Origin of the sequence: Streptomyces sp. NPDC057623, from assembly GCF_042800355.1 — a bacterium.
Lineage (GTDB): Bacteria > Actinomycetota > Actinomycetes > Streptomycetales > Streptomycetaceae > Streptomyces.
Map to the genome: position 1 here is coordinate 45,969 of NZ_JBHVGZ010000001.1, position 6,334 is coordinate 52,302.

A 6,334-nucleotide genomic window follows, 5' to 3' on the forward strand; every position below is an offset into this window, starting at 1 on the left:
GTATTTTGGCCGGGGTCGGGGGGGGAGGGCACCCCCCTCTCCGGGGGGGGGGGCCCCCGCTGTGTGGGTCCCCCCCACGCCCTTTCGCATCCATTTCCCCTTCACGTCACCTTCCCAGGAATTCTTGGCAAGCGACAGGAAGGTGAATTCCCGCCGACGGCTGACCGAAGTCTCACCGCATCCGGCGAAGCACCTTGTTAATTCGGACTAATGTGCTGTGGCCCGGCTGAGTTCCATTGAGGGGAATCCTGTGATCGACGCGTCCGAGGGCACCCGAGCGGCCTCCACGGACACCGCGGTGCGCACTGTCCTGCCGTCCGCAGTCTCCGCTCAGCCCCCCAGGCGGGAAAAACCCCGTGAGACACGGCTGCGCGCGCTGGACGGACTGCGCCTGGTGGCCGCGCTGATGGTCGCGGCGTACCACTACGGCGGCCGCGACGGCGAGGTCTCCCAGGCCTGGGGCAGCTCGCCGAGCCTGCAGTTCCCCACGCTGCACGAGCTGTTCGCGTACGGCTGCCTGGGTGTGCAGGTGTTCTTCGTGATCAGCGGATTCGTCATATGCATGAGCGGCTGGGGCCGCTCGTTGCGCTCGTTCTTCGCCTCTCGCGCCGCCCGGCTGCTGCCCGCGTACTGGGCGGCGATCATTCTGGTGACGGCGGTGTTCGCACTGCCCGTGGTCGCCTACAAGGCCGTCTCGCCGAGTGACGCGCTGCTGAACCTGACGATGCTCCAGCAGCCACTGGGCGTCGACCGGGTGCTGGGCGTGTGCTGGACCCTGTGGGCGGAGATCCGCTTCTACGCCCTGTTCGCGCTGTGCGTCGTACTGCCCGGGGCGACCCGCCGACGGGTGATCATGTTCTGCGCCTTCTGGACGCTGGGCGCGGCCATCGCGCAGGCCGCCCAGGAGCCGCTCCTGAACCTGGTGCTGATGCCCGAGTACGCGCCGTACTTCATCGGCGGCGTCGGCCTGTACCTCGTGCACCGCGACCGCCGGGACGCGTACGCCTGGGGCATCGTGGTCGTGAGCTGGCTGATCGGCCAGCACTACGCCGTCGAGCGCCTGTGGCACGCGCCGGAGGTGCAGGCCTTCTCCTACCGCAGCTCCCTCGGCATCGTCCTGGTCGTCACCCTGGGCTTCCTGGCCGTCGCCGCGATCGCGCTGGGCTGGCTGAGCTGGGCGAACTGGCGCTGGCTGACGGTCGCGGGAGCCCTGACGTACCCGTTCTACCTCGTCCACGAGCACCTGGGCTGGGTCGTCATCAAGGTCCTGCACCAGGACCTCGGCATCCCCTCGTACGCCACCGTCCTGCTGACGGTCGCCTCGATGCTGCTCCTCGCCCGGCTGCTCAACCGGGGTGTGGAGGACTGGGCCACGCCGCTGCTGCGCCGCGAGCTGGCGAAGATTCCCAGGAAGAATTAAGAAACCGGTAAGGCACCTGGTCAGCGGGGCCGCGCACGCTCACGTTCCCGCGCCGCGTCTCCCGCACGTCATCTCCCGTTCAGCTCTCGCCCCTGGGATACGGAGCGCACAGCGCGAGAGAGAGGTGTCACCGTGCGAGACCCCAGGATGACGGCGATCGGCAAGGGACTGAGGCGTCGCGGCAGGCTGATGAGACAGGCCGTGAGCCCGCCACGCGGGAACCTGGACGCCATCCCCACACCCCGGAGCTCCGGCGCCCCGGACGCCTCCGAGGGCCGCTACACCGCGCCTCCCGCTCCGCGCCTGGTGGAGTCACCGGTCTTCGTCCTGAGCTCGGTGCGTTCCGGGTCGACCCTGCTGCGGGTGCTGCTGAACAGCCACAGCCGGATCCGGGCCCCGCACGAGATGCATCTGCGCACCCTGCACGTCCAGCTGTCCCGCGACTTCACGGCAGCCGCCATGCGGGAACTGCGGCTCGACAAGGACGAGCTGGAACACCTGCTGTGGGACCGGGTGCTGCACCTCGAACTCACCCGCAGCGGCAAGGACGTCATCGTCGACAAGACCCCGCCGAACACCCTCATCTGGCCCCGGCTGCACCGATGTTGGCCGAAGGCGCGCCACATCGTCCTGCTGCGGCACCCGGGCACCGTCATCGCGTCCCTGACCGAGCGCCGGTCGGATCCCGACCACGAGGCCATCCGGGCCGAGGTCCTCGGCTACAGCGAGAAGCTGGAGGAGGCGCGCCGCAACCTCGACGTCCATGTGGTCCGGTACGAGGAGCTGACCGCGGAGCCGGAGCGGGTCACCCGCGGCGTCTGCGCCTATCTCGGCGTGCCCTGGGAGCCCGGCATGCTCGACTACGGCGCACAGGACCACGGCACCCTCCGGCCGCAGCTGGGCGACTGGTCGAGCACCCTCAGGTCCGGCCGCGTCCAGCCCGCCCGCACCGCCCGCCCGGACGTCGAACTCCCGCCGCGACTGGCGGAGTTGGCGCGGGAATGGGGATACCCGGTCTGAGCCGGCGGGCCCCGCGCCCCACCCGGTCCGACGGCCGCGAGCCGCGGTCGCCACCCGCTTCCTCACCCGGCAACCGGTGAGCCGTCTGCCGCCCACGCGATGTTGTCCCGCCGTTCATCCAGCGGCGGGTTCGGCCCGCCCCCTCGGGGCAGGGGCCCGAGTACCCCGTCCGATCCGCAGGTTCACAACGGAGTGCTCGTGCCCATGGCAGCCCCACAGCCCACGACCGCCGCCCGACGCCCCCGCACCCTCGACGACGTCCCCGGCTGGTTCCCCGCGCTCGACCAGGTGCTCTTCGACTGGCTCCTCGAACGGCAGCGATCCTCGGCCTTGCGCGGCGACCTGCTGGAGGTCGGCGTGTACATGGGCAAGAGCGCGATATTCCTCGGGCGCCGCCTCCAGCCGGGCGAGCGCTACACGGTGTGCGACCTCTTCGAGGGGGACGCACCGGACGACGCCAACCAGGCGGAGTCGCAGAAGTCGTACCGTTCCCTGACCCGGCGGGCCTTCGAGGAGAACTACCTCTCCTTCCACGACGAACTGCCCCGCGTCCTTCAGGGCCCCAGCTCGATCGTGCCCGGCGAGGTCCCGCCCCGGTCCTGCCGGTTCGTCCACGTCGACGGCTCCCATCTGTACGAGCACGTGTACGACGACATCGGCGCGGCCCATGACCTGCTGGTGCCGGACGGCGTGGTCGTCCTGGACGACTTCCGCTCCGAGCACACGCCCGGTGTCTCGATAGCCGCCTGGGAGGCCGTCCTCAACCGGGGCCTGCGCCCGATCTGCCTGAGCACGCAGAAGCTGTACGGAACCTGGGGCGACCCCGGGCCGGTCCAGGAGGAGCTGCTGGCGATGGTGCGGGCGCGCACGGACTGCCGGCTCAGCGTCCAGCAGGCGGCCGGGCACCGCATCGTCCGCCTCAAGGCCAAGGGCACGCAGGCCCCGCCGTTCCCGCCGTCCCGGCACGCGGACACCAGCCCCGCCGAACAGCCCGCCGCCGGCCCCGCCGAACGGCCCTTGGACCGCCCCGCACGCCGGCGGACCTCCCGCGGCCGCGCCCGGGCGCTCGCCGCCGACCTGCTCCCGCCGGTCCTCACCCGCGCGATCCGCGAGGCCCGGCGCCGGGGGCGGTAGAAGCCGGCGGTCGTCCTCCGGGGTCGTTCAGAACGCGTCGCTCGGCAGATAGGTCCCCCACACCTCCCGCAGCGCGTCGCACACCTCCCCCACCGTCGCCCGGGCCCGCAACGCGTCCTTCATCGGGTACAGCACGTTGTCCCGGCCCTCGGCCGCCTTCCTCAGCGCGGCCAGTGCCGTGTCCACCGCCTCCTGGTCCCGTTCCGTACGCAGCTTCACGAGCCGTTCCGCCTGCCGGGCCTCGATGGCCGGGTCCACGCGGAGCGGCTCGTACGGCTCCTCCTCGTGCAGGGGGAAGCGGTTGACGCCGACGACGACCCGCTCACCGGAGTCCGTCTCCTGGGCGATCCGGTACGCGCTGTGCTCGATCTCGTTCTTCTGGAAGCCGTGCTCGATGGCCGAGACCGCGCCGCCGAGGTCCTCGACCTTCCGCATCAGCCCGACCGCCGCCGCCTCGACGTCGTCGGTCATCCTCTCGATGGCGTAGGAGCCCGCGAAGGGGTCCACCGTCGCCGTCACGTCCGTCTCGTACGCGAGGACCTGCTGGGTGCGCAGCGCCAGCCGCGCACTCTTGTCCGTCGGCAGCGCGATCGCCTCGTCGAAGGAGTTGGTGTGCAGGGACTGGGTGCCGCCGAACACCGCCGCGAGGCCCTGCACCGCGACCCGGACCAGGTTCACCTCCGGCTGCTGGGCCGTCAGCTGCACCCCGGCCGTCTGGGTGTGGAAGCGGAGCATCAGGGACTTCGGGTTTTCCGCCCCGAACTCGTCGCGCATCACGCGGGCCCAGATGCGGCGGGCGGCGCGGAACTTGGCGACCTCCTCCAGGATCGTCGTACGGGCGACGAAGAAGAAGGAGAGGCGGGGCGCGAAGTCGTCGACGTCCATGCCGGCCGCGACCGCCGTGCGGACGTACTCGATGCCGTCCGCGAGGGTGAAGGCGATCTCCTGCGCGGGCGACGCGCCCGCCTCGGCCATGTGGTAGCCGGAGATCGAGATCGTGTTCCACTTCGGGATCTCGGCCTTGCAGTACCGGAAGATGTCGGCGATCAGCCGCAGGGACGGCTTCGGCGGGAAGATGTACGTGCCGCGCGCGATGTACTCCTTCAGCACGTCGTTCTGGATCGTGCCGGTGAGCCGGTCCGCGGGGACCCCCTGTTCCTCCGCGACCAGCTGGTACAGCAGGAGGAGGAGCGCGGCCGGCGCGTTGATCGTCATCGACGTGGACACCTTGTCCAGCGGGATCCCGTCGAACAACACCCGCATGTCGTCGATCGAGTCGATGGCCACGCCCACCTTGCCGACCTCGCCGTGCGCGATCGGCGCGTCGGAGTCGTGGCCCATCTGGGTGGGCAGGTCGAAGGCGACCGAGAGGCCCATCGTGCCGTGCGCGATCAGGTCGCGATAGCGGGCGTTGGACTCCGTCGCCGTGCCGAAGCCGGCGTACTGGCGCATCGTCCAGGGGCGGCCCGTGTACATGGAGGGGTACACGCCGCGGGTGAACGGGTACGACCCCGGCTCGCCCAGCTTCTCGGCGGGATCCCAGTCGTGCTGCGCGTCCGGCCCGTAGACCGGCTCGATGGGCAGTCCCGACTCCGACTCACGCGCCATGGTGTGGCCTCCGTGTCGCAGTTCACTTCTGTGTCCCACCATGCCGCGTAGTTCGCAACCGGTCACGTGCGGGGAACATCTCAGGTGACATCGGGCCGGTCGCCCGGTCGGGGCGGCCGCGGTGAGACGCCGGGGGGCGGAATGCGTACCAGGGGCATGGGGAGATCGACTGCCGTACTCGCCGCGGGCGCCGCGCTCACGGTCCTGTGCGGTTGTACGGTGCAGGCGTCCGGGGACGACAGGCGCTCGCCGGTGCGCATAGAGCTTCCGAGCGGTACGCCGTCGGGGAAGTCCGCGCCGCCGCCCGACGACAAGCCGAGCGCGACGCCCCCGTCCACGCCCGCGGCGCCCGCGGCCGTGCTGTGGTCGCGGGGCGACGAGGGCCGTGACATACGCGAGCTCCAGGCCCGGCTGCGGCAGATCGCCTGGCTCTTCGACGGTCCGACCGGGACCTACGACGATCTGACCGAGCAGGCGGTCAGGGGCTTCCAGGGCAAACGGGGGCTGCCGAGGACGGGCAGGACCGACGAGGTCACCTGGGAGCGGCTGCTGAGGATGACCCGCGAACCCGGCAAGTGGGACCTGTACCTGATGGGCGGCCAGCCGGCCGACACACCGGACGCGCGGTGCCTGACCGGCCGGGTGCTGTGCATCAGCAAGTCGAGCCGGACCCTGCGCTGGATGATCGACGGGCGGACGGTCCTGACGGTGCCGGTGCGGTTCGGGTCGCAGTACACACCGACACGGGAGGGTGTGTTCAGCGTCTACTGGAAGTCCCGGCACCATGTGTCGACGCTCTATGACTCGCCCATGCCCTACGCCATGTTCTTCAGCGGCGGCCAGGCGGTGCACTACTCGTCCGACTTCGCGGCCACGGGTTACGCCGGCGCCTCGCACGGCTGCGTCAACATTCGGGACGAGCGGGCGATCTCGGAGATGTTCGCCCAGGTGAGGACCGGCGACAAGGTCGTCGTCCACTGGTGACGCCCGGCCGGGCGCACGGGTGCGGGGATATGGGGCGCGGGGGGGGGAGGGGGGGAAGGGCCCGCCCCCCCCTACGTCAAAGCCCCAAAACAGGGGGGGGAAACAGACCCTTTCTACGGAACACGAACAATCGGCCCCCCCCAACCCCCCCCACGGTGGGCCAAAAAA

Annotated in this window: 5 protein-coding genes; 4 read left to right on the top strand and 1 reads right to left on the bottom strand. The window is 70.8% G+C overall.

Annotated features, from left to right (window positions below):
• Positions 1-310: 310 nt before the first annotated feature.
• From ACFU95_RS00220 to ACFU95_RS00230, 3 genes are all read left to right on the top strand, one after another.
• On the top strand, positions 311-1,420 hold the full coding sequence (locus ACFU95_RS00220) for an acyltransferase family protein (RefSeq protein ID WP_383820413.1): 1,110 nt from the start codon (positions 311-313) through the stop codon (positions 1,418-1,420).
• Between the two features lie 147 nt (positions 1,421-1,567).
• Positions 1,568-2,440 carry a sulfotransferase family protein gene (locus ACFU95_RS00225; RefSeq protein ID WP_383820415.1) on the top strand — a complete coding sequence of 291 codons (873 nt, stop codon included), beginning with the start codon at positions 1,568-1,570 and terminating at the stop codon, positions 2,438-2,440.
• A gap of 204 nt (positions 2,441-2,644) precedes the next feature.
• Complete coding sequence (locus tag ACFU95_RS00230; protein WP_383819543.1) at positions 2,645-3,574, top strand: class I SAM-dependent methyltransferase; 930 nt, start codon at positions 2,645-2,647, stop codon at positions 3,572-3,574.
• 27 nt (positions 3,575-3,601) lie between these two features.
• Here the strand turns inward: ACFU95_RS00230 and ACFU95_RS00235 are convergent, their stop codons facing one another.
• The gene (locus tag ACFU95_RS00235) at positions 3,602-5,182 is read right to left on the bottom strand and encodes a methylmalonyl-CoA mutase (protein ID WP_383819546.1); all 1,581 of its coding nucleotides are present in this window, start codon (positions 5,180-5,182) and stop codon (positions 3,602-3,604) included.
• Between the two features lie 156 nt (positions 5,183-5,338).
• Between ACFU95_RS00235 and ACFU95_RS00240 the strand changes: the two genes are divergently transcribed.
• Positions 5,339-6,166 (top strand): L,D-transpeptidase family protein, encoded by an 828-nt coding sequence (locus tag ACFU95_RS00240; protein WP_383819548.1) that lies wholly within the window; start codon positions 5,339-5,341, stop codon positions 6,164-6,166.
• Positions 6,167-6,334: the final 168 nt, after the last annotated feature.

Excerpts from the sequence above, each read along its gene's own strand:
- ACFU95_RS00240 (WP_383819548.1), top strand. The coding sequence starts at position 5,339 with ATGGGGAGATCGACTGCCGTACTCGCCGCGGGCGCCGCGCTCACGGTC.
- ACFU95_RS00230 (WP_383819543.1), top strand. The coding sequence starts at position 2,645 with ATGGCAGCCCCACAGCCCACGACCGCCGCCCGACGCCCCCGCACCCTC.
- ACFU95_RS00235 (WP_383819546.1), bottom strand. The coding sequence starts at position 5,182 with ATGGCGCGTGAGTCGGAGTCGGGACTGCCCATCGAGCCGGTCTACGGG.
- ACFU95_RS00225 (WP_383820415.1), top strand. The coding sequence starts at position 1,568 with ATGACGGCGATCGGCAAGGGACTGAGGCGTCGCGGCAGGCTGATGAGA.